General features: G+C 58.1%; 25 protein-coding genes and 1 tRNA gene. 15 read left to right on the top strand and 11 right to left on the bottom strand.

The window, feature by feature from the left end; translation table 11 throughout:
• The 3 genes from ACTG4B_RS09985 to ACTG4B_RS09975 form a co-directional block, all read left to right on the top strand.
• Window positions 1–319: PaaI family thioesterase (locus ACTG4B_RS09985; RefSeq protein WP_439155551.1), on the top strand; the 319-nt coding region annotated here is incomplete at its 5' end.
• A complete protein-coding gene (locus tag ACTG4B_RS09980) occupies window positions 316–807 on the top strand; it encodes a PaaI family thioesterase (protein ID WP_439155550.1) in 492 nt (163 codons plus the stop codon). The genes ACTG4B_RS09985 and ACTG4B_RS09980, both read left to right, overlap by 4 nt.
• On the top strand, window positions 800–2131 hold the full coding sequence (locus ACTG4B_RS09975) for an MATE family efflux transporter (protein WP_439155549.1): 1332 nt from the start codon (window positions 800–802) through the stop codon (window positions 2129–2131). Before ACTG4B_RS09980 ends, ACTG4B_RS09975 begins: the two co-directional genes overlap by 8 nt.
• Here ACTG4B_RS09975 and ACTG4B_RS09970 read toward each other — a convergent pair.
• A complete protein-coding gene (locus ACTG4B_RS09970) occupies window positions 2108–3160 on the bottom strand; it encodes a quinone-dependent dihydroorotate dehydrogenase (protein WP_439155553.1) in 1053 nt (350 codons plus the stop codon). The genes ACTG4B_RS09975 and ACTG4B_RS09970 overlap by 24 nt on opposite strands.
• Window positions 3157–3489, bottom strand: coding sequence for a DUF952 domain-containing protein (locus ACTG4B_RS09965; protein ID WP_439155548.1), 333 nt, complete (start codon window positions 3487–3489; stop codon window positions 3157–3159). Before ACTG4B_RS09965 ends, ACTG4B_RS09970 begins: the two co-directional genes overlap by 4 nt.
• A gap of 152 nt (window positions 3490–3641) precedes the next feature.
• On the opposite strand from ACTG4B_RS09965, the gene ACTG4B_RS09960 reads away from it, so the two are divergent.
• From ACTG4B_RS09960 to ACTG4B_RS09940, 5 genes are all read left to right on the top strand, one after another.
• On the top strand, window positions 3642–5198 hold the full coding sequence (locus ACTG4B_RS09960) for a bifunctional metallophosphatase/5'-nucleotidase (protein WP_439155547.1): 1557 nt from the start codon (window positions 3642–3644) through the stop codon (window positions 5196–5198).
• A 143-nt stretch (window positions 5199–5341) separates the two neighbouring features.
• Window positions 5342–5415, top strand: a tRNA-Gly gene (locus ACTG4B_RS09955).
• A gap of 98 nt (window positions 5416–5513) precedes the next feature.
• Window positions 5514–7307, top strand: coding sequence for an ABC transporter transmembrane domain-containing protein (locus ACTG4B_RS09950; RefSeq protein WP_439155546.1), 1794 nt, complete (start codon window positions 5514–5516; stop codon window positions 7305–7307).
• Between the two features lie 115 nt (window positions 7308–7422).
• Window positions 7423–9315 (top strand): acyl-CoA synthetase, encoded by a 1893-nt coding sequence (locus ACTG4B_RS09945; protein WP_439155545.1) that lies wholly within the window; start codon window positions 7423–7425, stop codon window positions 9313–9315.
• Window positions 9316–9353: 38 nt separating this feature from the next.
• The gene (locus ACTG4B_RS09940) at window positions 9354–10226 is read left to right on the top strand and encodes an NAD(P)-dependent oxidoreductase (RefSeq protein ID WP_439155544.1); all 873 of its coding nucleotides are present in this window, start codon (window positions 9354–9356) and stop codon (window positions 10224–10226) included.
• 31 nt (window positions 10227–10257) lie between these two features.
• On the opposite strand, the gene ACTG4B_RS09935 is transcribed toward ACTG4B_RS09940, so the two are convergent.
• From ACTG4B_RS09935 to ACTG4B_RS09895, 9 genes are all read right to left on the bottom strand, one after another.
• Window positions 10258–10797 (bottom strand): chemotaxis protein CheD, encoded by a 540-nt coding sequence (locus ACTG4B_RS09935; RefSeq protein ID WP_439155543.1) that lies wholly within the window; start codon window positions 10795–10797, stop codon window positions 10258–10260.
• Window positions 10794–11786, bottom strand: a complete 993-nt coding sequence (locus ACTG4B_RS09930) for a CheB methylesterase domain-containing protein (protein ID WP_439155542.1) — start codon at window positions 11784–11786, stop codon at window positions 10794–10796. Before ACTG4B_RS09930 ends, ACTG4B_RS09935 begins: the two co-directional genes overlap by 4 nt.
• Window positions 11787–11983: 197 nt before the next feature.
• Window positions 11984–12364: a hypothetical protein gene (locus ACTG4B_RS09925; RefSeq protein ID WP_439155541.1), complete on the bottom strand. Its 381-nt coding sequence runs from the start codon at window positions 12362–12364 to the stop codon at window positions 11984–11986.
• Window positions 12361–12747: a response regulator gene (locus ACTG4B_RS09920; RefSeq protein ID WP_439155540.1), complete on the bottom strand. Its 387-nt coding sequence runs from the start codon at window positions 12745–12747 to the stop codon at window positions 12361–12363. Before ACTG4B_RS09920 ends, ACTG4B_RS09925 begins: the two co-directional genes overlap by 4 nt.
• A 32-nt stretch (window positions 12748–12779) precedes the next feature.
• Entirely contained in the window at window positions 12780–13658 is an 879-nt protein-coding gene (locus ACTG4B_RS09915; RefSeq protein WP_439155539.1) for a CheR family methyltransferase, read from the bottom strand.
• On the bottom strand, window positions 13655–14122 hold the full coding sequence (locus tag ACTG4B_RS09910; protein WP_439155538.1) for a chemotaxis protein CheW: 468 nt from the start codon (window positions 14120–14122) through the stop codon (window positions 13655–13657). Before ACTG4B_RS09910 ends, ACTG4B_RS09915 begins: the two co-directional genes overlap by 4 nt.
• Complete coding sequence (locus ACTG4B_RS09905; protein WP_439155537.1) at window positions 14109–16175, bottom strand: chemotaxis protein CheA; 2067 nt, start codon at window positions 16173–16175, stop codon at window positions 14109–14111. Before ACTG4B_RS09905 ends, ACTG4B_RS09910 begins: the two co-directional genes overlap by 14 nt.
• A 2-nt stretch (window positions 16176–16177) precedes the next feature.
• Window positions 16178–16546: a response regulator gene (locus ACTG4B_RS09900; protein WP_439155536.1), complete on the bottom strand. Its 369-nt coding sequence runs from the start codon at window positions 16544–16546 to the stop codon at window positions 16178–16180.
• Window positions 16543–16830: an STAS domain-containing protein gene (locus ACTG4B_RS09895; protein WP_439155535.1), complete on the bottom strand. Its 288-nt coding sequence runs from the start codon at window positions 16828–16830 to the stop codon at window positions 16543–16545. The genes ACTG4B_RS09900 and ACTG4B_RS09895 overlap by 4 nt, the downstream gene beginning before the upstream one ends.
• A gap of 287 nt (window positions 16831–17117) precedes the next feature.
• On the opposite strand from ACTG4B_RS09895, the gene ACTG4B_RS09890 reads away from it, so the two are divergent.
• The 7 genes from ACTG4B_RS09890 (at window position 17118) to ACTG4B_RS09860 (ending at window position 24306) form a co-directional block, all read left to right on the top strand.
• Window positions 17118–18425: an ABC transporter substrate-binding protein gene (locus ACTG4B_RS09890; protein WP_439155534.1), complete on the top strand. Its 1308-nt coding sequence runs from the start codon at window positions 17118–17120 to the stop codon at window positions 18423–18425.
• Window positions 18426–18530: 105 nt separating this feature from the next.
• Entirely contained in the window at window positions 18531–19391 is an 861-nt protein-coding gene (locus tag ACTG4B_RS09885; protein WP_439155533.1) for a carbohydrate ABC transporter permease, read from the top strand.
• A 3-nt stretch (window positions 19392–19394) separates the two neighbouring features.
• Entirely contained in the window at window positions 19395–20225 is an 831-nt protein-coding gene (locus tag ACTG4B_RS09880; protein WP_439155532.1) for a carbohydrate ABC transporter permease, read from the top strand.
• Window positions 20222–20977, top strand: coding sequence for an SDR family oxidoreductase (locus tag ACTG4B_RS09875; RefSeq protein WP_439155531.1), 756 nt, complete (start codon window positions 20222–20224; stop codon window positions 20975–20977). The genes ACTG4B_RS09880 and ACTG4B_RS09875 overlap by 4 nt, the downstream gene beginning before the upstream one ends.
• A gap of 4 nt (window positions 20978–20981) precedes the next feature.
• Window positions 20982–21872 carry a helix-turn-helix domain-containing protein gene (locus ACTG4B_RS09870; RefSeq protein ID WP_439155530.1) on the top strand — a complete coding sequence of 297 codons (891 nt, stop codon included), beginning with the start codon at window positions 20982–20984 and terminating at the stop codon, window positions 21870–21872.
• A complete protein-coding gene (locus ACTG4B_RS09865) occupies window positions 21869–23290 on the top strand; it encodes a mannitol dehydrogenase family protein (RefSeq protein WP_439155529.1) in 1422 nt (473 codons plus the stop codon). The genes ACTG4B_RS09870 and ACTG4B_RS09865 overlap by 4 nt, the downstream gene beginning before the upstream one ends.
• Window positions 23278–24306, top strand: a complete 1029-nt coding sequence (locus ACTG4B_RS09860; RefSeq protein ID WP_439155528.1) for an ABC transporter ATP-binding protein — start codon at window positions 23278–23280, stop codon at window positions 24304–24306. Before ACTG4B_RS09865 ends, ACTG4B_RS09860 begins: the two co-directional genes overlap by 13 nt.
• Window positions 24307–24344 lie beyond the last annotated feature (38 nt).

Here is a 24344-nt window from a genome sequence, read left to right as displayed (position 1 = left end):
GATGAACTATGCGACCCGTCTGGTCGGTGATCCTGAAACCGGTGTGATTCACGGGGGCGCAGTGTCTGCGCTGATGGATACCTGCGGCGGTGCGGCTGTGATGTCGCATCCCTCGGCACCCGGCGGCACGGCGACGCTGGACCTGCGGATCGACTATATGCGCCCGGCCAAGCCCGGCGACCGGATTACCGCCACCGCCGAATGCTATCACATGACCCGTTCGGTCGCATTCGTGCGCGCCACGGCGGTCGATGGCGACCCCAGCCGCCCCGTGGCCACGGCAACCGGGGCATTCACCATCGAAGGAGGGAAGCCATGAAACGCCCCGAACCCGTTCAGGTGATCAAGCAACGCCGTGATGCGACCCTGCAAAAACTTGTCGCAGGCGTGCCTTATATCCAGTTTCTGGGCATCCAGATCGACCGGCGCGGGGACGAGCTGACGGCGATCTTGCCGTTCGATGAAAAACTGATCGGCAACCCGATGCTGCCCGCCCTGCATGGCGGTGTCACCGCCGCCTTTCTAGAGGTCACTGCGATCATGGAACTCAGCTGGGCGATGATCTGGGAAGATATGGAGGCAGGGCGCGTCAGTGACGACGCCCCGCGCATCCATCTGCCCAAGACGATTGATTTCACCGTCGATTACCTGCGGTCCGGCCTGCCGCGCGATGCCTATGCGCGCGCAAGAGTGAACCGGTCCGGGCGGCGCTATGCGAGCGTCCATGTCGAGGCTTGGCAGGACAATCGTACCCGCCTATTCGCGCAGGCGACGGGCCATTTTCTGATGCCGGGCCGCGATGGCTGACGCCGGCCCGCTGACCCACAGGCGGGTTCTGACCATTGCATTGCCCATCGTTCTGTCGAACGCCACGGTGCCGATCCTTGGGATCGTCGATACCGGCGTGGTGGGTCAGTTGGGGCAGGCGGCCCCGATTGGCGCGGTGGGCATCGGCGCGGTCATCCTGTCGGCGGTTTATTGGATATTCGGTTTCCTGCGCATGGGCACCACAGGCCTGACGGCACAGGCGGCAGGCGCGCTGAACACGGACGAGGTGCAGGCGCTGTTGTCGCGGGCGTTGCTGATCGGGCTGGGGGCAGGGGCGGTCATGATTGCCGCACAGGTCTGGCTGTTCGCCGGTGCATTCATCGTGTCGCCTGCCAGCACAGAGGTCGAAAGCCTTGCGCGGGAATACATGGCGATCCGGGTCTGGTCGGCCCCCGCAACCATCGCGCTTTATGGCGTCACCGGCTGGCTGATCGGGCAGGAACGCACGCGGGCGGTGCTGGCCATTCAAGTGCTGATGAACGGCGCAAATATCGGTTTGGATCTGCTGTTCGTGCTTGGCTTTGACTGGGGCGTTGCCGGTGTGGCCTGGGCCACGTTCCTGGCCGAATGGGCCGGACTGGCGCTGGGGCTGTGGCTGTGTCGCGATGCATTTGCCGGAACGGCGTGGCGGTCGGTTGACCGGGTGTTTGACAAGGTGCGACTGGCGCGCATGGCTGTGGTGAACACAGATATCCTGATCCGGTCGGTCCTGTTGCAGGCGATCTTTGTCAGTTTTCTGTTCTTCGGGGCAGATTTCGGTGATGTGCAACTGGCTGCCAACCAGATCCTGCTGCAATTTCTGCATGTCACCGCCTATGCGCTGGACGGTTTCGCCTTTGCCGCCGAAGCGCTCGTCGGCCGCGCGCTGGGCGCACGCGCCCGCGACAGCCTGCGGCGCAGCGCGATCCTCAGTTCCGGTTGGGCGGTTGGCATTTGCATCGGTCTGGCGGTGTGTTTCGCGGCCTTTGGCGGCATGATCGTCGACATCATGGCCAAATCCGACGCGGTGCGCGATGCGGCCCGCATCTACCTGCCTTATATGGTCGCGGCCCCCGTTGTCGGCGTGGCGGCATGGATGCTGGATGGTATTTTCATCGGGGCGACCCGCACCAGGGACATGCGCAACATGATGATCGTGTCCGCCATCGCCTATTTCGCCGCCGTCATCCCGCTGATGGCGGCATTTGGCAACCATGGGCTGTGGCTGGGGCTGCTCTTTAGCTTCGTCGTGCGGGGGGCGACGCTGGGCTGGAAATACCCCGCGCTCGAACGTCAGGCGTCAAAGCCAGTCCGCGCGGCCTGAACCCACGGCATCGGCGACCGATGCAAAACCATCGCGCGCCAGCAGCGCATCAAGGCCCCGCGCGATGTCGTCCACCAGTGACAGCCCGCCATAAACCAGCGCGGTGTAAAGCTGCACCGCAGACGCACCGGCGCAGATTTTCTGGTAGGCCTGCTCGGCGCTGGCCACGCCGCCCACACCGATCAGCGGCAGGTCGGTCATGGTGGAAAGCCGCGCCAGCACGCGGGTGGATTTTTCAAACAGCGGCTGGCCCGAGAGCCCGCCCGCCTGATCCTTGTGCGGCCCGTGCAGGCCGATCCGGCCCAATGTCGTATTCGTGGCTATGATGGCGGCGATGCCGGATGCATTGGCGACTTCCGCGACCTCTGCAATCTCGTTCTCGGTCAGATCGGGTGCAATTTTCAAAAAAATGGGGATTGGTCTGGCCAACCCCGCACGGGTATCCATCACACCGGACAGCAGGGCCGAAAGTGCGGCCTTGCCCTGCAAATCGCGCAGTTTTTCAGTATTGGGCGAGGACACATTGACCGTTGCGAAATCCACATGCGGCCCGCAACGGGCCAGCACGGTGGCGAAGTCGGCGGATTTATCGGTACTGTCTTTGTTGGCGCCAAGGTTCAACCCGATGATGCGGTCTGCGGGGCGTTTGGCAAGTCGCCCCGCAATCGTATCCATGCCATCGTTGTTGAAGCCGAACCGGTTGATAGCGGCGCGATCCTGCGCCAGCCGGAACAGGCGCGGTTTGGGGTTGCCCGCTTGTGGCCGTGGCGTGGCCGCGCCGACCTCGATAAATCCGAAGCCGGTTTTCGCCAACGCGTGCAGTGCAGTGGCGTTCTTGTCAAACCCGGCGGCAAGACCCACCGGATTGGGCAGATCGAGCCCGGCAATCTGCGTGCGCAAACGGTCGCTCTTCACCGGCCCGCCGCGCGGACCAAGGCCCGCGTTAAGTGCCGCCAATGCCAGCCCGTGGGCGTGTTCAGGGTCAATCCGGCGCAGGGCGACCAGCCCGATCTTTTCCAGTGCCTTCATGTCAGCGTGGGAAACACATGCGCCCCGCCCACCAGCGGCAGGGGTTTGTGCCACAGCACATCGTCCATCCGTAGATGGCGGTAAAGATGCGGAAACAACACGCCGGCGCGCGCCGGTTCCCACTTTAGCGCATCAAGGCTGTCGGCCTTCACTGCCAGCAGCACCAGCCCTTCTTCGCCTGCGAAATACTTTGCCGCAGTCTCGGCCACCGTTTCGGCGGTCGAAAAATGCACATATCCATCGATGACGTCGATGGGGGCGCCAGCGGTTGCGCCCGTTGCCTGAAGGTCATCCCATTCGGATGCACGGAAAATCTTGTAAATCAGCATGGCTGCGTCATGAATGTTTCGTACTGATTGGTCAAGGACTGTGCAGTGTCGAGCTGACGTAGGGTGAATAAGGCCTGCCAATGCCATGCAGGTTTGACTCTGCCATAACCCACCGCCAATCTGGCGCTATTCCAACCTTGGGGGACAATCCAATGAATTTTCGTATCCTGACAACAACCTGTGCGCTGGCACTGACAGCGGGGGCGGCGGCGGCCGACTATTCGCTGACGATCCTGCATACCAATGATTTTCACGCCCGGTTCGAGCCAATCAGCCGGTTTGACAGTGGCTGTTCCGCTGACGACAACGCCGCAGGCGAATGTTTTGGCGGCACCGCACGCCTTGTGACGGCGATTGCCGATGCGCGCGCGCGCTCAAACAATTCGATCCTTGTGGATGGTGGCGACCAGTTTCAGGGCACGCTGTTCTATACCTATTACAAGGGCGCAATGGCGGCCGAATTCATGAACAAGCTGGGCTATGACGCGATGACAGTGGGCAACCACGAATTCGACGACGGCCCCGAAGTGCTGCGCGGGTTCATGGATGCGGTGGAATTCCCTGTGCTGATGTCCAACGCCGACGTGTCGGGCGAGCCGCTGCTGGCCGATGTCCTGATGAAATCCACCGTCATCGAACAGGGCGGCGAACAGATCGGCCTGATCGGCCTGACACCGCAAGACACGGACGAGCTGGCCAGTCCTGGCGAAAACATCATCTTTACCGACCCGTCCGACGCGGTGCAGGGCGAGGTCGACAAGCTGACGGAAATGGGCGTGAACAAGATCATCGTGCTGTCCCACTCTGGCTATGGCGTGGACCAGCGCGTTGCGGCCAATACCACAGGTGTTGACGTGATCGTAGGTGGCCATTCGAACACATTGCTGGGCGATATGGATGGTGCGGCCGGTTCCTATCCGACGATGGTTGGCGACACAGCGATTGTGCAGGCCTATGCCTATGGCAAGTTCCTGGGCGAACTGAACGTGACGTTTGACGATGCCGGTGTGATTACGGAAGCATCCGGCGCACCGATCATCATGGACGGTGCCGTTGACGAAGACAGCGAGACAGTCGAACGGATTTCCGAGCTGGCGCTGCCGCTGGACGAGATACGCAACATGGTGGTCGCCGAAGCCGCAGAAGCCATCGAAGGCAACCGCGACATCTGCCGTGCGATGGAATGTTCGGGCGGGAACCTGATCGCCGATGCCATGCTCGCGCGTGTGGCCAGTCAGGGCATCCAGATCGCCATCGCCAACTCTGGCGGTATCCGCGCCAGCATCGATGCGGGCGATGTGACGATGGGCGAAGTGCTAACCGTGCTGCCGTTCCAGAACACGCTGTCTACGTTCCAGGTCAGCGGTGAAACGGTCGTCGCGGCGCTGGAAAATGGCGTGAGCCAGATGGAAGAGGGCGCAGGCCGCTTTCCGCAGGTTGCGGGGCTCACCTTCTCCGTCGATCCTGCGGCTGAGGCCGGCAGCCGGGTGTCGGACGTGATGGTTGGCGGTGCACCCATCGATCTGGCCGCGACTTATGGTCTGGTGTCCAACAACTATGTCCGTAATGGCGGCGACGGCTATGCGATGTTCCGCGATGCCGAAAACGCCTATGACTTCGGCCCCGACCTTGCCGATGTCACGGCAGAGTATCTGGCCGAAAACGCGCCTTATCAGCCCTATACGGACGGGCGCATCACGATCAAGTAAGGCAGATTGCACGTTGTGAAGCGCGCTGCGGGCAACCGCGGCGCGTTTTTTCTTGTCGCGGATCAAATTTCCAGAAATTTGAACGGCGATGCTGCGGGGTTCCTTGACGGCACGCTGTCGTTGCCATAAGCCGTTCGCGTTGCGCGGGCGTTGTGTAATGGTAAGACCTCAGCCTTCCAAGCTGATGATACGGGTTCGATTCCCGTCGCCCGCTCCACGCTATCAGACAGGATTGCGTGGCGCAGGACAAGCTGGTCGGCTTGTTAATCCTGCGTCCGGGTTTTAAGACACTGTGGAACAGTGAGCGAGACGCCTATGGCCAGAGCCCCGAAAACAAAATTGGACGACCGTGCCTCTTCTAAAAAAATCGGGGCGCTCGCAGCGCTTTGGCCGTTCATGACGCCATATCGGGCGATGGTTCTGGCGGCTCTCGCCGCTTTGGTGCTGACGGCTTGTGTTTCGCTTGTGATGCCTTTGGCCGTGCGCCGGGTCATCGATAATTTCGATGTCGAAAACGGGCAGATCCTGCAGACTTATTTTCTGGCGGCCATTGGTATTGTCGGGCTTTTGGCCATTGGGACGGCGCTGCGCTATTACCTTGTGACGCGGCTGGGCGAACGCGTGGTCGCAGATATCCGCAAGGCGGTGTTCAACCGCATGATCGGGATGAGCCCGGCGTTTTACGAAAAGATCATGACCGGCGAAGTCCTGAGCCGGATCACGACGGACACAACCTTGATTCTTTCGGTGATTGGCAGTTCGGTGTCCATTGCCTTGCGCAACGCGCTGATTTTTATCGGCGGGATTGCCCTGATGTTGTTCACCTCGGTCAAGATGACCGCTTTGGTGCTGTGGCCGATCCCCGTGATTGTTTTGCCGATCATATTATTGGGGCGCAAGGTGCGGCTTTTGTCCAAGGCCAATCAGGATCTGATCGCGGAATCAAGCGGCGATGCGTCCGAACAACTGCTGGCCGCACAGACGGTGCAGGCCTTTTCACACGAGGCAATCAGCCAAAATCGGTTTGGCAACGTGACCGAAAAAAGTTTCGATGCCGCCCGCAAGCGAATTGCGACCCGCGCGATATTGACCGCGATCGTGATCTTTATCGCCTTTTCCAGTATCGTGGGTTTCCTTTGGATGGGGGCAAATGACGTGCGGTCGGGCGTGCTGACCGAAGGCGAACTGGTGCAATTCCTGATTTACACAATCATGGTCGCTGGTGCGATGGCAGCACTTACCGAAATCTGGGGCGAATTGCAGCGTGCCGCAGGGGCAACCGAACGGTTGGTTGAACTGCTGACGGCCGTCGATACGGTCGATGATCCGCAGCAGGCGCTGCCGGTGCCATCTGCGCTGCGAGGGCAAATCAGTTTTGATGACGTCAGCTTCAGCTATCCATCGCGCCCTGGTATCGCAGCATTGGACCATGTGACCCTTGATATCAAACCGGGCGAGACGGTGGCGCTGGTCGGGCCATCCGGTGCGGGCAAGACGACGATCATACAGATGGTGCTGCGGTTCTATGATCCCCAATCGGGTGCGATCCGGCTGGATGGGGTGGATCTGCGCGATATGAAACGCAGCGATTTCCGCGCTCATATTGCGCTGGTGCCCCAAGACCCGGTGATCTTTGCCGATACGGCCCGCGAAAATATCCGCTTTGGCCGCCCGGACGCGACAAACGCCGAGGTCGAGGCCGCCGCCCAGGCTGCGGCTGCGCATGATTTTCTCACGGCATTACCCAATGGCTATGACAGCTATGTGGGTGAACGCGGTGTGATGCTCTCGGGGGGGCAGAAACAGCGTATCGCCATTGCCCGCGCGATTCTGCGTGATGCGCCGATCCTGCTTTTGGACGAAGCGACCAGCGCGCTGGACGCCGAAAGCGAGCGTGCGGTGCAGCACGCAGTCGATGCTCTGGCGCAGAACCGCACCACGCTGATCGTGGCACACCGGCTGGCCACAGTGAAAAAGGCGGACCGGATCGTCGTATTCGATGCCGGACAAATCGTGGCGCAGGGCACGCATGACAGCCTTGTCGCCCAAGGCGGGCTTTATGCGCGGTTGGCACGGTTGCAGTTCACTGAAGGTCTGGCGGCGGAATAATCGGTCGTTTCGTAGCGTCAGACTTGCGTCGCATTGCCTGTTTGCGCAACCTCTGTCCCCAAGGGGAACCCCGGCCACGATCATATGGCTGGGCGAAAAACAGGGAGGGACAGGCATGGTCTACGCGAATTTCGCCGACCGCAACGCGATCGAGAATGAAACCCCGTGGGAGGCGCGGGATCTGCCCGCAACGACCTATGGCTTGCTGTGCGGGACGGCGGAAAAATTCGGCACACGCAATGCGGTAAGTTATCGCTTGATGTCGGATCCCGCGTCAAAGTGCGAAACCCTGAGCTGGAATGATTTACGCGACAAGACGGGGCAGGCAGCGAACCTTTTCCGGTCGCTAGGTGTGGGCGAAGACGATGTGGTGGCCTATCTGCTGCCCAACGCGACCGAAACCGTGCTGACGTATCTGGGCGGGCAGGTGGCGGGCATTGTGAACCCGATCAACCCGCTGCTGGACGCCGAGCAGATTGCCGCGATCCTACGGGAAACCAACGCCAAGGTTCTGGTCACACTCAAGGCGTTTCCCAAGACTGATGTGGCGCAAAAGGCGGCCGAAGCCGTGCGCTTTGCCCCCAATGTGAAAACCGTGCTTGAGGTGGACCTGCACCGTTATCTGACTGGCGTGAAACGGCTGATCGTGCCGCTGATCCGGCCCAAAAACCCGGTCAACCATGACGCCCGGGTGCTGGATTTCAACGCAGAACTGGCCAAACACGCAACCACGCTGACATTCGCCGACAGTGAATCAGACCGGGTTGCCGCCTATTTCCACACCGGTGGCACGACGGGGATGCCCAAGGTGGTGCAGCACCGATATTCCGGTATCGTTTACAATGCATGGCTTGGCGCGCGGCTGTTGTTCACGGAAAAAGATGTGCAGATGTGCCCGCTGCCGCTGTTCCATGTTTTTGCGACCATCGTATCGCTGGGCGCTTCGCTTGGCTCGGGCGCGGAAATCGTCTTTCCCACGCCGCAGGGGTATCGTGGCGAAGGGGTGTTCGATAATTTCTGGAAACTGATTGAAAAGCACAAGGTGACTTTCATGATCACCGTGCCAACGGCCATGTCGGCACTGATGCAACGCAAGGTGGATGCCGATATTTCCACCTTGCGGCTGGCTTTTTGCGGGTCCGCACCATTGCCGCTTGAACTTTACAAACGGTTCGAGGCCGCAGCCGGTGTCACCATCTGCGAAGGTTACGGGCTGACCGAAGCGACGTGCCTTGTGTCGATCAACCCCCCTGACGGTGAAAAAAGGGTTGGCTCTATTGGCATACCTTTTCCGTATACAGATGTCCGGATCGTCTCTGTCACGTCGGGCAAGGACTGTGCTGTCGATGAAATCGGCGAAATCTGCGTGTCCAACCCCGGCGTTTACGGCGGCAAGACCTACACAGAGCCGGAAAAAAACGACGGGCTGTTTTACCCGGGAACCGCGTCCGATACGCAGTATCTGCGCACCGGCGATCTGGGGCGCAAGGATGAAGACGGCTATCTGTGGATCACGGGCCGCGCCAAAGACCTGATCATCCGCGGCGGCCACAACATCGACCCCGCCGAAATAGAAGAGGCGCTGGCCGGGCATGAGGCCGTCGCCTTTGCAGGGGCCATCGGACAACCTGATGCCCATTCAGGTGAAATCCCCTGCGTCTATGTGGAACTTGTCGCGGGGGCCGATGTGACGTCGGATGACCTGTTGGCGTATGCCAAGGACCATATCCACGAACGGGCTGCACATCCGAAAGTGCTTGAAATTCTTGACGAATTACCGAAAACGGCCGTCGGCAAGATTTTCAAACCCGACCTGCGCAAACGGGCGATCACACGGGTTTTTGACGCAACCCTGACCAAGGCCGGACTGGACGCGAAAGTCGCCAGCGTGACCGAAGATAAAAAACGCGGTTTGGTCGCGCATATTGCCAAAACCGGCGCAGTAGCGGATGAAGATGTCAGCAAGGCGCTGGGGGCCTATACCATCCCATGGGAATGGGCCGTATGAAACCCTGACGCCACTTGAACAAACGGGAGGAGAACCTAATGACGAAACTGGCATTTTTGGGTCTTGGTGTAATGGGTTACCCCATGGCGGGGCACCTGCAGGCCGCGGGCCATGATGTGACGGTCTACAACCGCACCACCGCCAAGGCCGAGGCTTGGGCGAAACAATACGGCGGCAATTTCGCCGCGACGCCCGCAGCTGCCGCGCAGGGTGCCGCGATGGTCATGGCCTGCGTCGGTAACGACGATGACCTGCGGTCGGTCTGTCTGGGCGATGACGGGGCCTTTGCCGGCATGGACAAGGGGAGCGTGTTTGTCGATCACACCACCGTTTCCGCCGCTGTGACCCGCGAACTCTATGCTGCGGCCGCCGAAAAAGGGATCGCCTTTGTCGATGCGCCTGTGTCGGGCGGTCAGGCGGGGGCTGAGAACGGGCAGCTGTCGATCATGTGTGGGGGTGATCAGGCCGAATACGACCGCGCCGAACCTGTCATGAATTGCTATGCCAAACTTTGCCGCCGGATTGGTGACAGCGGCGCAGGGCAGATGACCAAGATGTGCAACCAGATCGCTATCGCGGGTTTGGTTCAAGGTCTGTCCGAGGCGCTGCATTTCGCGCAGAAGGCCGGGCTTGACGGGCGGTCCGTCGTCGAGGTGATCAGCCAGGGCGCGGCGGGTAGCTGGCAAATGTCGAATCGCTATGAAACCATGCTGGATGATCACTTTGAACATGGCTTTGCAGTAGACTGGATGCGCAAGGATCTGGGGATTTGCCTTGATACCGCCAATGAAAACGGGGCCAGTCTGCCGGTCACGGCGCTTGTTGATCAGTTCTACAAGGATGTCCAGAAAATGGGCGGCGGTCGGTGGGATACGTCGTCATTGCTGAAACGATTGCAGGCGATGGGCTAGCCGCCTTATCATCGGTTGACCGGCTGCGGTCTTAGAACAATGTGATATCAGCGGCGGGCGGCGACGCCCGCCTTACGGTTTCGGCGATCGGTGCGGGCCCGGTGATCTGCATCTGTCGGGCCGCACCGGAATGTGGGTTGAACTGCACCCTGCGGGCCTTGTCTCCGCCCAGACTTTTCGAGGTGCAGGCAATCCCTTCACGATCCAGAAAATCGATTGCAAAGGTCGCGTTGGTTTCGCCAATATCGCGCGAATGTTGCGTCATGCGCGCACCGCCAAACAGTTTGGCCTGTAATTGCCGCCGTTCGCCGCCGGCTTGCAGAACCTTGTTGATCAACAACTCCATGGCATTGACCCCGTATTTCAAATCAGCGCTTTGCGTATAACCGTAGTCTGCCAACAGGAAATGGTTCATCCCGCCGACCCCTGCGGTGGCATCGAACAGGCACACAGCGACGCATGAGCCCAACACAGTCGAAAGCACAACTTCTGGATCTGCAGAAACAGCATAGTTGCCTTGTATGACCGTGATCGTCTTTTCAGCCGGGGCGGTCTGAAAACAATCCGTCATGACGCAGCCATGGCTTGTGACATCATCAGGATTGCAGCGCCAATTTTTGGCAGTGGCAGTTCGGTTTCAATACCGCCCATGGCCTTTGCGACGCGCGGCATGCCGTAGACCACGGATGTGGCAGCATCCTGTCCGACGGTCCGCGCACCCGCATTGCGCAGTTCCGTTATTCCTGCGGCACCGTCGCGGCCCATTCCTGTCAGAAGGGCCGCTGTCACATGTTCGGCATGGCCCACCGCGGAGCGAAACAGCGCATCTACCGAGGGCCGGTGCCCCGATATTGGGGGGGCCGATTTCAGCGACATTTCCCGGGTGCTTCCCGCGCGCAACTGCAGGTGGGCCGTATCGCCGGGTGGCAAGTAGATTTCGCCTCTGGAAAGGGGCAGCCCATTGCGTGCGGGCAAAACCCTGGCTGCAGTGGCCCCGTCAAGAAGCCGGATCAGGCTACGCGCATAGCTACTGCCCGTATGCTGAACGATCATGGTTGGTGGGCAATCGGCCGGAAACTCTGAAATGATTTGCAACAGTGCATCGACCCCGCCTGTTGATGATCCGATCAGAATGATCCGATAAGGGTCTATGATGTGTCTGGCCTGACTTTGCCCGCTGGTTGCTGGCGGCCAATTGCCTGTAGCCGGGGCCTGTTTCAGTGCCGCGATGAGCACACTGTCGGGGGCGTCTGCGGTGATCCTGGCGACGTGCCCTGCCATTATGGGCGCGATGGTCACGTTGCCGATTTCGGCGGCATCCTCCAATATGACACATCCAATGCCGAGAATGCGTAGCAGGGCATGGAGCAGTTCGAATTCCGGACGGTTCGCCAGTTGGGCACAGATCAGAATGCAATCGGGGCGATGATGTTCGGCATAGTCGTAAGTGTCGTGCAATTCACTGACGATGCGGACGACATTGATGCCCTCAAAGCGCTGTATTCTTGCACGCAGTCGGGCCTTTTGTATAGAGGATCGATGGGCAATGACGACTTGCATCAGGGCGGCTTTCCGTTAGGCGTGACGGTGGCAACCTGCCAGCGTCACTATTGTGTAAAATGAACATTGATGACGACCGGTCCTTTCCGCGCATCATCGGTTGTCTTGGGTGAATTGGCTCGCAATGTCTGGTTTCGGCTGGCATCGCGGCCCGCCGAACTTCAAAGGACAAAACAAGACTGTCCGCGGCAAGACCATCAGAAAAGCGAGACATGTCCTGCATCATGCGGCTGTGATTTATTATTCTCCTTCCCTGTCTGTTCGTGCGCAAGAAGGTTCCGCAACGTTTCAAGGCGCACAGGTGCGATCACGTCAGCGATAGAAAGTTGATTTTCATGCATCCGGTGTTCCGAGAGCCGATGCATCAGTTGCGCAAGCTCCTCGATTATCTGCAGAACGTGATCAAGCTGCTGGATTGACGCAGGAACTGTCGCCTGAGGTCCATTCGCTTCTACACCGTCCAGAATACTGGTTTCGACCTCGCAAACCATGTGGTGCAGGTTGTGCATGGCCGATGTCAAACGCGCCAACAAGGTCGAGACGTGCAACTGTGGTGCGGTATCTCGCGGTGCGGTCATAGCCGGCCAACCACGCTTTCAATACATTGTTTCAAGCTGGCGGTGGTGAACGGTTTCTTTATGATGTTGTTCAACCCAAGTGACTTGCCCTTTGTAACGATGTCTGGCGTTGGATTGCCGGTCACAAGTATGAAGCCCATACGCGCGGTCGATTTGTTTTGACGCAGTGCCGCGAGCAGTTCCAGTCCGTCCATCCCGGGCATGTTGTAATCGGACAGGACCAGGTGGACTGGATCTGCGACCAGTTTCGTCAAGGCGGCACGCCCGTCGTTTTCAGCCTGGTTTTTCCAGATCCCCATCTCTTCGATGGCTTGGACCAGCAATCCGCGGCTGACGCCCATGTCATCGACGATCATCACGCGTAAAGAGTCTTTCAGGCTCATTTCAAATCTTTCTGTTGTGTCCGATTTACTCGTCAGTCTGTCGTGTTCAATTTCTGGTAGGTCGTGATGCCGACATTCCTGAAATAATTCACGGCGTCGCCTGATAATCGTTCCGAATGTCCAATCATCAGATACCCGTCGGGCTTGAGTATCTGTGCGAACCGACGCCACAAACGCACCTGTGTTTCTTTGTCGAAATAGATCGCGGCATTACGGCAGAAGATGACATCGAATCCACGCTTCATTGGCCATTGGTCGATAAGGTTCAGTGGACCAAATGAAATCAGGTTCCGCAATTCCGAGCGCATACTGAAGGTGCCGGAAGGATCTTGGATAGTGCCAACCATCAGGTCACGATAGGCCGCCGGTATCGCGCCGAGCTGATCTTTCGGGTATATGCCCGCCTGTGCCTTCTGGATCATGACAGGATCCACATCTGTGCCCAGCACCTTGATGTCGCGATTATTGGCATCGGGGCACAGATCGATAATCATTGCTGCGAGGCAATAGGCCTCTTGTCCAGCGGAACAGGCAGATGACCAAATCCGCAGGCAGTCACCACTGCCAGCCTTTTCCAACAAATGTGGCAGAATATCATCACGCAACTGTTTGAAGTGATGTTCCTCGCGGAAGAAATGTGTGACATTCGTGGTCAGTGCAGATAGCAGCTGCATATGTTCCTGTGTGTCGCCGGGGGTGTCCAGCAAAGCACAGTATTCCCGAAAACTACCGAGACCGAGCGCGCGCAGCCGTCGGGCCAGGCGTGAATAAACCAGCGCCTTTTTCGAGGATTGAAGAAAAAGACCGTATTTGCGGCTGGCCAGATCTGCGATCATTTTGAAATCAGCATCCGAGAACGCATATTCCTGCAGGTGGTCCTTTTTGCGCAATGCGGCGTTATGAAGGGTCATGCAGGCACCTGCTCAGCGCCGGGCTGTAGTGCTGATAGGTTGATGACCTTAGTCATGTCGTCACCCACAGCAATTACGCCAAGTATCGCGCGTATCGTGGCATCTTCTGGGCTGCGTGGCGTTTCACGGACCATGTCGGAGCCGATACCAAGGATTTCGGAAACCGATTCAACCAGTAAGCCGACAATACGATCTTCGATGGCTGTAATGATGATAACATGACGTTCAGATGGTGATATCCGCTCAAAACCGAGTTTCGCGGCGAGATCGATGATCGGAATCACTGCCCCGCGTAGATTGATGACACCCAGTACATATTGTGGTGAATGTGGCAGGATCGTCACCGGTGTCCATCGCCGAATTTCCCTGATCTGTGTAATTTCGATGCAGAAGTTCTGGCCACCTGCGACAAGGGTCACGAATTCCATCTGTCTGGCTTGGCTTTTTTTGTCAGGCGGCGACATTTGACCGACCTCTCTCATTTTTCAGATTGATGTGCGATTGGGTGCCGGTATCAGAGGTGATTGCATCTGGGTCGATAATCAGTGCGATTTTTCCATCGCCCAGAATTGTTGCACCGGAGACACCGAAAATTTCGCCATAGTTGCCCTGCATGCTTTTGACGACGACTTGGCGCTGGTCAAAAATATCATCGACAGCCAAGGCACATTGCGGAATGTTTTCAGTTTCGATCAGCAGGAGAACCCTCTCTGTCATTGGTTTGCCGGACGGCGGCTGGCCAAGCCGTGCGGCCAGATCAATGATCGGGACGTAGTCGCCCCTGATCCTGAGAAGTTCGCTGTTCAGGCCGATCTTGGAAAGGTCACTTGCTGACGGTCGCACCGTTTCAAGTATGGCGGTAATCGGGACGACCATAGTTTGTCCGCTAATATTGATGATCATGCCGTCCATCACGGCCAGGGTCAGGGGCAGGGTGATTGAAAAAGTTGTTCCATGCCCGGGAACCGTGGTGATGGAGACACGGCCCCCCAAGGCCGTGATTGCGGTCTTGACCACATCCATCCCGACACCGCGCCCTGATAGGTTGGTGATTTCGGCCGCGGTAGAAAAACCAGGCGCAAATAACAGGTGATCGATCTCCTGATCTGTCAGCAGCGCGTCATCTGCGACCAGACCCTTCTTGATGGCAATATCCCGGATCCTCGGACGGTTCAGCCCGGCCCCGTCATCGGCTATTTCGATTACGATACTGCCTGAGCGCTGACTGGCGGAAAGACGCAAAATACCCTGTGGAGGCTTACCCGCTGTGATTCGCGCTTGCGGGGATTCGATGCCATGGTCGATTGCATTGCGGATCATGTGGGTTAACGGATCGGCCAAGCGTTCGACGACAGTCTTGTCAACCTCGGTATTTTCGCCTTCGGTGATCACTTCTATGTCTTTGCGTGTCACGTCACAGGCTTCCCGTGCGATGCGCAACATGCGCTGGAAGAGCGGTTTGACGGGCTGTGCCCGGATGGCCATCACGCCTTCCTGAATTTCCCGGGCAAGCAGTTTATAGTCGTCAAGATCCGCGAAAAGTTCTGCCGAATTGGGAAGGTTGGCTTCTTGAAGTCGTTGAGAGATGACCGATTGGTTGATGATCAATTCACCAACGGCATTGATCAACCGGTCAACACGTTCGGGATCGACACGTAATGTCGTGGCCGTCTTTTTGGCGGGACGATCTGTGGTATCTTGCTGGCTGGCATTATCCGGTGTCGGCGTGGGCACATCTACTTGGGGCGGCACTGCGACATTGATGGGGTCAATAGTGCCTGCGTCAACATGACTGCTTTCTATCTGAAAATCACAAAGATCATCGACGAACTGGAATACCTCAAGGATCGGCAGATCTGTGGTGGGACCCGAGAGCGTTACCGTCCAGATCAAATAGCCGTCGTTGCATTCAAAGTCGTCAAGGCTGTCGGGCAGTCCGGCGGTATCGACCGAAACCGTTGTCAGACCCAATTCCCGAAGCGCAATGACCAAGAGCAGAGGATCATGTCCGCAGGCGTAAAATTCCTGTCCGGGCCGAAAGGTGATCTTGTAATCTTGCGACGGGGTGTCTGGGTCATCGAAATCAAGGGGCATGGCCTCGAAAACAAAATCATCAGCGGCGTTTTCAGCCTCGGGGCCAAGGACGGATTGCAGTTCCGCAAGGACAGGATCGACAACGTCGCGATTGGCCGGGGTCTGGTTGCGCGCATCGTCGACCAGATCGGCAAGGATGTCGCCTGCTCGCTGTAAGGTGCGCAACAAGCTATCATCGGTTCGCAAGCGGTGCGCGCGCACTTCATCAAGCACTGTTTCGAATTTATGCGCAAAACCAACAAGTTCATCCAACGCAAAGGCACCAGCCGCGCCCTTGATCGAATGGACAGCCCGAAAAACGGCATTGAGCGTCTCATCATCGGCCCGCCCGTCGCGCATGTCGACCAACCCTTCGGACAGGGCGACAACAAGATCTTCGCATTCTTCAAAGAACGTATCCAGGATTGAAGGGTCATGCGCCATGCCTATACCCCCGTTAGCCGCTTGATCACGGCGACCAGCGATTCATCATCAAACGGCTTTACGATCCAGCCTGTCGCACCAGCCTTGCGAGCGCGTTCCTTCAACGCATCCCCGCTTTCGGTGGTCAGAACCAGCACGGGGACAGCACGGTTCCTGTCGCCCCCCCTGATGTCCGAGATCACGCCGAAGCCATCCTTGTTCGGCATGTTGACGTCAGTGATCACAAGATCGGCGGATTCTGCGTGAAACTTGTTCACGCCATCCACACCGTCAACCGCCGTTGTGACACGATAGCCCGCCTTTTCCAGCGTCATTGTCAGCAAGTTCCGGATTGTCCGTGAATCGTCGATTGCAAGGATATGTGCCGTCATGCCACGCCCTCACCTTCGGACAAAAGACTGTCCAGGCCGAGGATTGCCAGACAGTTGCGAAAATCGTCAGAGGGCGCTTCAAGTGTGAAGGGCAGGTTTTTCGCAGCCCATGTTGTCGCCGCCATCTGTATCAGTTGTGCGGCAAGCCCACCCAACCGCGTGACACGGGCGCAGTCGAGCGTGACCGGCCTGCCTTCAGCGTGTTGGAGGAAGACATGGAGAGTCTGACACTCTTCCACTTTCAAAATTGGCGGAAGGTCAAAACGCGCGGTGTCCAAAGTCATTTCGGGCAATCCATTTCATCAGGCAGAACGTGAGCCTTCTGTATGGGGCACGGTGACTTAATTTGACGTAAACAAGATCGAAAAGGTGCCTCGCTGCGGCAGCGACGTGTCCCGGTCTGCAATTTGGTTTGTCAAAAACATACTATTATGACAGTAAATCGGCATAATCGCTGGTTTGCTGTCATAAATGTATTTGCGGTTGACGGAATGATATAGGCCGTGCCGGAGGGAAACCGGCAGGGTAAGGCACGCGTTGCAACTTCATTCGCGATTTCTGGGAGGAAAACATGACATCTCTTCGCAATACTGCGCTGGGGCTGACCCTTGGGGTCGCCGGTGCATCCATGGCTTTCGCCGGTGAGCTGACGATCGCCACCGTCAACAACGGCCATATGATCGAAATGCAGAAACTGACCCCTGCATTCGAGGCCGCAAACCCCGGCATTACCGTAAATTGGGTCACACTGGACGAAGGCACGCTGCGGAGCCGCGTGACAACCGACGTTACCACCAAGGGCGGCCAGTTCGACATCATGACAATCGGCATGTACGAGGCGCCGATCTGGGGGCAGCGTGGCTGGCTCGAGGCGCTGGAATTCAGCGATGCCTATGACGTGGCAGACATCCTGCCTGCCATGCGCAACGGTCTGAGCCACGACGGCACGCTTTATGCCGCGCCGTTTTATGGTGAAAGCAGCATGATCATGTATCGCAAGGATCTGCTTGATGCTGCCGGCATGGAAATGCCCGACAACCCAAGCTGGGGTCATGTGGCCGATGCCGCCGCCGCGATGACCGACAAGGACAACGGCGTTTACGGGATCTGTCTGCGCGGCAAGCCGGGGTGGGGCGACAACATGGCGTTTCTGTCCACCATGGCCAACAGCTTTGGCGCGCAGTGGTTCAACGAAGACTGGACGCCTGCGCTGGATAGCCCCGCATGGAACCACGCGGTGACATTCTATGTCGATCTGCTGAACAACTATGGTCCTCCGGGGTCCAGCGGCAATTCGTTCAACGAAATCCTTGCGCTGATCAACGAGGGTAAATGCGGCATGTGGATCGACGCGACAATCGCGGCATCCTTCGTGTCCAACCCCGAACAGTCACAGGTTGCAGATGTCATCGCATTCGCGCAGTCGCCACAGGCCGTCACGACGCGCGGTTCGAACTGGCTCTGGGCCTGGTCGCTCGCCATTCCCGCAGGCACCAACAACGCCGAAGAAGCCAAGACATTCATCGAATGGGCCACCTCGAAAGAGTATATCGAGCTGGTTGCCGCAACGAATGGCTGGGGCGCTGTCCCGACAGGCACACGTCAGTCCACCTACGACAACCCCAACTTTACTGACGCTGCCGTGTTCGCAGAGGCAGAGCTGAAGGCGATCCTGTCGGCTGATCCTGAAAATTCGACGCAGAACCCATCACCTTATGTTGGTGTGCAGTTTGCGGCGATCCCTGAGTTTCAGGCGATTGGCACGGCTGTCGGTCAACAGATGACAGCCGCACTTGCCGGTGACATCACGGTCGAGGAAGCACTTGCGAACGCGCAGGAAGCAGCCGATCGCGAAATGCGCAAGGCAGGTTATTACTGACCTTCCCGGTCGGGGGCGGCGTTCGCGCGGCCCCCGATTGTCGCCCCGTCAACTGCCGCGCGCGGGGCGTCAACGCGCCAATTCTCTTGAACGAGGGACAACCCCATGAACCCGACACTTGTCAGATGGCTTCAAGCCCCCAGCATCATCGTCCTGTTTTTGTGGATGATCGTGCCGCTGAGCATGACGGTCTATTTTTCGACCATTCGCTATAACCTGCTCTATCCAGAGCGGTCCGGGTTCGTCGGCTTGTCCAACTATGAATTCTTCTGGACCGACCCTTCTTTCTTTCCGGCACTGTTCAACACATTGGTGCTGGTGGGGTCGGTCCTGGCCATCTCGGTCGTTTTGGGTCTGGCCATTGCCATGCTGATCGACCGGCCATTTCGGGGGCGCGGCATTGTCCGGGTCATGCTGATTTCGCCCTTCTTCATCATGCCCACGGTCAGCGCGCTGGTCTGGAAAAATATGATGATGAATCCGATTTATGGGCTTTTTGCCGTTGTGGCCCAGGCCGTCGGCGCCGAACCGATTGACTGGCTGGCGCAGTTTCCGCTGTTGTCGATCATCATTATCGTCAGTTGGCAATGGACGCCTTTTGCAATCCTGATCTTCATGACCTCGCTACAAAGCCAGGATCAGGAACAAAAAGAAGCGGCCACTTTGGACGGCGCGGGCTTTTGGGCACAATTCTGGAACCTCACACTGCCGCATCTGGCGCGCCCGATTTCCATCGTCCTGCTGATCCAGATGATCTTTCATCTGTCGATCTTTGCAGAAATCTATGTGACCACGGGCGGCGGTCCGGGCGTGCAATCGACCAACCTGACCTTCCTCATCTTCACCCAGGCGCTTCAGGGGTTCGACATCGGTGTCGCCTCGGCCGGGGGTGTCTTTGCAATCATTCTTGCCAATATCGTCGCGATCTTTCTGATCCGCGCGGTCGGCAAGACATTGACGGTGTGACCCATGACTGACAAGCAAATCGCCCAGCTCAAAGACAGGATCGCCGTCGTGGCGGCCTGGATCGTGGCCTGCCTGTTCTTTTTCCCGATCTTCTGGATGGTGCTGACCAGCTTCAAGACGGAATTGCAGGCCATTGCGGTCCCACCGAAACTGTTCTTTGAACCGACGCTTGAAAACTTCACCCTGATTCAGGACCGGACCGATTACACCAAATTCGCGTTGAACTCGATCGTCACATCGGTTGGTGGGACGCTGCTTGCGATGCTGATCGCGATTCCGTCGGCCTATGCGATGGCGTTCAACCCCGGACGCTGGACCAAAGATATTCTGATGTGGATGCTGTCCACGAAAATGCTGCCTGCGGTCGGCGTGTTGATGCCCATTTATCTGCTGTCGCAGAAACTGGGGCTGCTGGACACGCGGATTGTGCTGGTGGTGATCTATGCCATGATCAACCTGCCGATCATCATGCTGATCCTGTTCAACTATTTCCGCGAGATTCCCAAGGAAATTCTGGAAGCATCGCGCATGGACGGCACATCGACGTATAACGAAATCACGCAAATTGTAATGCCGCTGGCATGGGGCGGGATCGCTTCAACCGCGCTTTTGTCCATCGTGCTGTGCTGGAACGAGGCGTTCTGGGCGATCAACCTGACGGCGGCGGATGCCGGCACGTTGCCGGCGCTTGTTGCGTCGTTCTCATCGCCAGAGGGGCTGTTCTGGGCCAAACTTTCGGCGGTATCCACGCTGGCCTGCGCGCCTATCGTGGTCTTTGGCTGGCTGTGTCAGAAACAGCTGGTGCAGGGCCTGACATTCGGAGCCGTGAAATGAACCCGGCACCGACAGACCTGACAGGCAAGGTGGCGGTCGTCACGGGCGCGGCGGGCGGTATCGGTGATGCGGCGGTGCGCCATCTGGAGGCGCTTGGCGCGCGCATTTACGCCACTGACGTCGCGCCCGACTATGACGGACCAGCAACTTACCGACCCTTCAATCTGCTTGATGATGCAGGGCTTGCGGGGTGTTGTGACTGGATTGCCGGCATCCAGCCTGACATCTTGTTCAATAACGCGGCCATTTTCGACATGGGCGACGTGTTACAGGCTGATCTGGCGCAATACGACCGGCTTTTCGGGGTGAATGTCCGCGCGTTCTATGCGGTCATGCAGGCTGCCGCCCGCGCCATGGTCGCTGCTGAAAAGCCTGGGTCGATCATCAATCTGGCCAGCCAAGCCGGCCACCGGGGTGAAGCGCTTGTTGCGCATTATTGCGCGACCAAGGCCGCTGTCATCAGCTATACGCAATCCTCGGCCTTGGCGCTGGCACCGCACAAGATCCGCGTCAATGCGATTTCTCCCGGTGTGATCGACACCCCGATGTGGGGGCATGTGGACGCGCTTTTCGCGAAGTTCGAAGGCAAGGCACCGGGACAGAAGAAACGCGAAGTCGGAGAGGCTGTGCCCCTTGGTTATATGGGCAATCCTGCCGATGTCGCGCGGGTTGCCGTTTTTCTGGCCACGGAACAATCATCCTATATCACCGCCCAGACGCTATGCGTCGATGGCGGCAACGTGCTGCGTTGATCTGATGTCGATCATTCACCCCGAAATTGAACTGGTCGATCGCAGCACCCAAAGCATCCGCTATCTGGAACATGGCTGGCCCAGCGACCTGTGCCGCTGGCACGCGCATGAAGAATACGAATTACACCTGATCACCGCGACAAGGGGCAAGGCGTTTGTGGGAGATTATATTGGTGATTTTCAGCCCGGCACTCTTTTTCTGACCGGGCCCAACCTGCCGCATAACTGGATCACGGATGAGGTCTGGAAGGAACCTGTCGCGGTACGTGATATGCTGGTGCAGTTCAGTCAAAACAGCATCGACCGCCTTGCACGGGCCTTTCCCGAATTTGGCGAGGTGCGTCACACTTTGCTTGCCGCGCAGTCGGGGATCGAATTCACCGGGTTCAACGCCACCTTTGCGCGCGGTCATTTCGAGGCGATCCGCGACAGTGTCGGACCGGAACGTATTCTGGCCTTTATCCGGTTTCTGGTGCGGCTGAACGAACATGCCGAAAAAAAAGAACTCTCCGTGGCCAAGCTGGTGCAGCCCAAGGATGGCGGCAAACACACACGGATCGGTGCCGTTGTCGATCATATCGTTCAGAACTTTGCCGATGAACTGTCGGTCGATGCTGCCGCTGCGATGGCGGGGATGAGTGGGGCGACCTTCAGCCGGAATTTCCACGCAATCACTGGCAACCGTTTTATCGAATTCGTGAACCGCGTGCGGATCGGCCAGGCCTGTAGCCTGCTTTATGCCACCGACGAACAGGTGACGACGATCTGCTATCAGGTTGGTTTTCAGAACCTTGCAAATTTTAACCGTCATTTCCTCAAGATGAAGGGAACGACCCCATCCGCTTACCGCGACATCGCGCGCAAAGAGCTGATGACAACCCAGGAGCGGTTATGATGCGGCATCAGGCCTGGCCAGCAATAACGCAAACCAACTATGACCGCAGCGCCTGCACGGCGGGCGTGGTGCATCTGGGATACGGGGCGTTTCACCGCGCGCATCAGGCGGCTTATCTTGATGACTACATGGAAGAAACCGGCGATCTGCGGTGGGGGATCATCGCTGTGAACCTGCGCGCGGCCGAACAAGACAGTTTTGTCGCCAATCAGGGGGCAAACGGCTATCTTCTGAAATCCGTAGCACCGGACGGCGAAACCGCCCTGCGGCGGGTGCGCAGCCATCTCGGCTTTGCCGACTGGTCGCAGGATCGCGAAGGCGTTGCCGCACTTTTGGCTGGTCCTGATGTGCGTATTGTCACGATCACCGTCACGGAAAGTGGCTATTATACCGACCCGGCCGGCGCGCTGAACCCGGCCGAACCCGTCATAGCCGCAGAGTTTGCGGGCGGAGCTGTCAGAAGCGTCTACGCCTGTCTGTGTGACGGTTTGGCCGCGCGGATGCAGGCGGGCGGAACGCCACTGACTATCTTGTGCTGCGACAACATCCGTAGCAACGGCAAGATGCTGCGCCGCAACCTGGCGGCCTATCTGGCAGGCACCGGTCAGGATGTACTGGCCGCATGGGTGGATGCGAACGTGACCTTTCCCTGTTCCATGGTCGACCGCATCACACCGCGCAGCACCCCCGAAATGCGGGCCGAGATCGAGGCCGCCCTTGGCCCGCAGGACGCCACACCGATCATGGCAGAAGCGTTCGTGCAGTGGGTTCTGGAAGATAACTTTGCAGGCCCGATGCCGGATCTGGCCAAGGTCGGTGTCACCGTAACCCCCGATGTGGACCCTTACGAGGAAGCGAAGATCAGAATTTTGAACGGCGGCCACACCAGCCTGACTTACATGGCTGCGCTGGAAGGTGTCGCAACCTTCGATGCCGCGATGGATCACCCCGATCTGTTCGACCACTTCTGGCGCTACGAAACGCAAGAAGTTCTACCGGGGCTGACCATCAAATTGCCCTTCGACAAGGCGGAATACCTCAAAAGCATCAGTGCGCGTTTCAAGAACGGGGCTATCGCCGATACCATCGCTCGGATCTGCGCCGACGGCATGGCAAAATTCCCGATTTTCATCCGACCCACGCTTGAGGGATGTTTGCAACAGGGGATCATGCCCGATTGCGGCATCGCCGCCGCAGCAAGCTGGTATGTCTTTGCCAAACATGTAGCCGCGGGGCGGATCGGATTTGACTATCTCGAACCCGGTTGGGACCTGCTGATGCCGATGCTGTCGGATGACGGCAAGGACAGTTTCGTGACTTCGCGACAGTTATGGGGCGATTTGCCCGTCATTTATCCCGCGTTCGCGGATGCACTGCGTGCACAGATCAAGGAAAAGGAAACAAAATGGCCGGTGTAACAATTCGCGACCTTCGCAAATCCTATGGCTCGGCAGAGGTCATGCACGGCGTTGACCTTGATATAAAGGACGGGGAATTTACCGTTTTTGTCGGACCTTCGGGGTGCGGTAAGTCAACATTGCTTCGGATGATCGCAGGGCTGGAGGAGATTACAAGTGGCACAGTTTCGATCGGCGACAGTGTCGTGAACGAGGTGGCGCCGTCCAAGCGTGGCGTTGCCATGGTGTTCCAGACCTACGCGCTCTACCCTCATATGAGTGTCTACAAGAACATGTCGTTCGGGCTGAAACAGGCCAAAACCCCCGAAGCCGAGATTGACCGAAGGGTCAAGGCAGCGGCAGAGGTTTTACAGATCACCGACTATCTGGAACGCAGCCCGCGCAACCTGTCGGGCGGACAACGCCAGCGTGTCGCAATCGGCCGCGCCATCGTGCGCGATCCACAGGTGTTCTTGTTCGACGAACCGCTGTCAAACCTTGATGCCGCGTTGCGGGTGCAAACCCGTCTGGAAATTGCGCGGCTGCATCAGCGGCTTGGTGCGACGATGATCTATGTCACACATGATCAGGTCGAGGCGATGACGCTGGCTGACAAGATTGTCGTTCTACGCGATGGCCGGATCGAACAGGTCGGCACGCCGATCGACCTTTATGAACGGCCGGCGAACGGGTTTGTGGCGCAATTCATCGGCAGCCCCAAGATGAACTTTTTCAACGTCGGTGAGGTTGTGAACGGCACCGCGCATGCCCCTGACGCAGATACCTATATCGGTATCCGGCCGGAACATATGCAGCCATGCGCGCTGGATACAGCGATCGTTTCCGGACGGCTTGAATTGATCGAAAACCTGGGTGAATACGCATTGGTCCATCTGATCGGTGAAGCTGGCAACGATTTCATCGTCAAGATGGAACAGGCGCCCGTTCAAGCCAAAGGCGACATGATCGGCTTTACCGCCCCTGTCGACCGTATTCACCGGTTTGACAAGGCAACCGGATTGCGCCACGATAGTTGACCTTGCCGATCACTGGGATGATCATATGGCCAATGGGC

This window comes from Yoonia sp. (assembly GCF_965660735.1).
Taxonomy (GTDB): Bacteria; Pseudomonadota; Alphaproteobacteria; order Rhodobacterales; family Rhodobacteraceae; genus Yoonia.
The sequence above is the reverse complement of the archived record's forward strand: the minus strand, read 5'-3'. Positions and strand labels throughout refer to the sequence as shown.

What these genes read in the sequence shown, in the direction of transcription:
- ACTG4B_RS09945 (WP_439155545.1), top strand. Translation starts at nt 7,423, where the DNA reads ATGGTCTACGCGAATTTCGCCGACCGCAACGCGATCGAGAATGAAACC.
- ACTG4B_RS09930 (WP_439155542.1), bottom strand. Translation starts at nt 11,786, where the DNA reads ATGCAAGTCGTCATTGCCCATCGATCCTCTATACAAAAGGCCCGACTG.
- ACTG4B_RS09935 (WP_439155543.1), bottom strand. Translation starts at nt 10,797, where the DNA reads ATGACGGATTGTTTTCAGACCGCCCCGGCTGAAAAGACGATCACGGTC.
- ACTG4B_RS09875 (WP_439155531.1), top strand. Translation starts at nt 20,222, where the DNA reads ATGAACCCGGCACCGACAGACCTGACAGGCAAGGTGGCGGTCGTCACG.
- ACTG4B_RS09880 (WP_439155532.1), top strand. Translation starts at nt 19,395, where the DNA reads ATGACTGACAAGCAAATCGCCCAGCTCAAAGACAGGATCGCCGTCGTG.
- ACTG4B_RS09865 (WP_439155529.1), top strand. Translation starts at nt 21,869, where the DNA reads ATGATGCGGCATCAGGCCTGGCCAGCAATAACGCAAACCAACTATGAC.
- ACTG4B_RS09965 (WP_439155548.1), bottom strand. Translation starts at nt 3,489, where the DNA reads ATGCTGATTTACAAGATTTTCCGTGCATCCGAATGGGATGACCTTCAG.
- ACTG4B_RS09925 (WP_439155541.1), bottom strand. Translation starts at nt 12,364, where the DNA reads ATGACCGCACCGCGAGATACCGCACCACAGTTGCACGTCTCGACCTTG.
- ACTG4B_RS09980 (WP_439155550.1), top strand. Translation starts at nt 316, where the DNA reads ATGAAACGCCCCGAACCCGTTCAGGTGATCAAGCAACGCCGTGATGCG.
- ACTG4B_RS09940 (WP_439155544.1), top strand. Translation starts at nt 9,354, where the DNA reads ATGACGAAACTGGCATTTTTGGGTCTTGGTGTAATGGGTTACCCCATG.
- ACTG4B_RS09860 (WP_439155528.1), top strand. Translation starts at nt 23,278, where the DNA reads ATGGCCGGTGTAACAATTCGCGACCTTCGCAAATCCTATGGCTCGGCA.
- ACTG4B_RS09900 (WP_439155536.1), bottom strand. Translation starts at nt 16,546, where the DNA reads ATGACGGCACATATCCTTGCAATCGACGATTCACGGACAATCCGGAAC.
- ACTG4B_RS09885 (WP_439155533.1), top strand. Translation starts at nt 18,531, where the DNA reads ATGAACCCGACACTTGTCAGATGGCTTCAAGCCCCCAGCATCATCGTC.
- ACTG4B_RS09920 (WP_439155540.1), bottom strand. Translation starts at nt 12,747, where the DNA reads ATGAGCCTGAAAGACTCTTTACGCGTGATGATCGTCGATGACATGGGC.
- ACTG4B_RS09905 (WP_439155537.1), bottom strand. Translation starts at nt 16,175, where the DNA reads ATGGCGCATGACCCTTCAATCCTGGATACGTTCTTTGAAGAATGCGAA.
- ACTG4B_RS09975 (WP_439155549.1), top strand. Translation starts at nt 800, where the DNA reads ATGGCTGACGCCGGCCCGCTGACCCACAGGCGGGTTCTGACCATTGCA.
- ACTG4B_RS09960 (WP_439155547.1), top strand. Translation starts at nt 3,642, where the DNA reads ATGAATTTTCGTATCCTGACAACAACCTGTGCGCTGGCACTGACAGCG.
- ACTG4B_RS09870 (WP_439155530.1), top strand. Translation starts at nt 20,982, where the DNA reads ATGTCGATCATTCACCCCGAAATTGAACTGGTCGATCGCAGCACCCAA.
- ACTG4B_RS09895 (WP_439155535.1), bottom strand. Translation starts at nt 16,830, where the DNA reads ATGACTTTGGACACCGCGCGTTTTGACCTTCCGCCAATTTTGAAAGTG.
- ACTG4B_RS09970 (WP_439155553.1), bottom strand. Translation starts at nt 3,160, where the DNA reads ATGAAGGCACTGGAAAAGATCGGGCTGGTCGCCCTGCGCCGGATTGAC.
- ACTG4B_RS09890 (WP_439155534.1), top strand. Translation starts at nt 17,118, where the DNA reads ATGACATCTCTTCGCAATACTGCGCTGGGGCTGACCCTTGGGGTCGCC.
- ACTG4B_RS09910 (WP_439155538.1), bottom strand. Translation starts at nt 14,122, where the DNA reads ATGTCGCCGCCTGACAAAAAAAGCCAAGCCAGACAGATGGAATTCGTG.
- ACTG4B_RS09950 (WP_439155546.1), top strand. Translation starts at nt 5,514, where the DNA reads ATGGCCAGAGCCCCGAAAACAAAATTGGACGACCGTGCCTCTTCTAAA.
- ACTG4B_RS09915 (WP_439155539.1), bottom strand. Translation starts at nt 13,658, where the DNA reads ATGACCCTTCATAACGCCGCATTGCGCAAAAAGGACCACCTGCAGGAA.